1 protein-coding gene is annotated in these 328 nt (G+C 73.2%); it reads left to right on the top strand.

Features of this window, described 5'->3' with window-relative positions; genetic code table 11:
- On the top strand, positions 1 to 309 hold a 309-nt coding region (locus G6026_RS17425; protein WP_241728070.1), incomplete at its 5' end, for a His/Gly/Thr/Pro-type tRNA ligase C-terminal domain-containing protein.
- Positions 310 to 328 lie beyond the last annotated feature (19 nt).

Here is a 328-nt window from a genome sequence, read left to right as displayed (position 1 = left end):
TCCGCCGCGCCGGCAGACGTCCACGTGGTGATCGCCAACAAGGACGAGGCGGCGATCAGCGGGGCCGCGACGCTCGTGGAGGCGTTCGACCGGGCCCGCCTCGAGGTGATCCTCGACGACCGCAAGGCCTCGCCGGGAGTGAAGTTCAAGGACGCCGAGCTGATCGGTGTCCCGTGGGTGGTCGTGGTGGGCCGTGGCTGGTCGGAGGGGACCGTCGAGCTCCGGGAACGCGCGACGGGCGAGATCACCCAGGTCCCGGTGGACGGCGCCGCCGAGGAGATCGTCCGCACGATCGGGGCCGGGCGCTAGCCGGCCGGACCGGGCGTCA

Source organism: Dietzia sp. DQ11-38-2, assembly GCF_014145055.1.
In the GTDB taxonomy this organism is placed as follows: Bacteria; Actinomycetota; Actinomycetes; order Mycobacteriales; family Mycobacteriaceae; genus Dietzia.
This window is presented reverse-complemented; position numbering and strand designations above follow the sequence as displayed.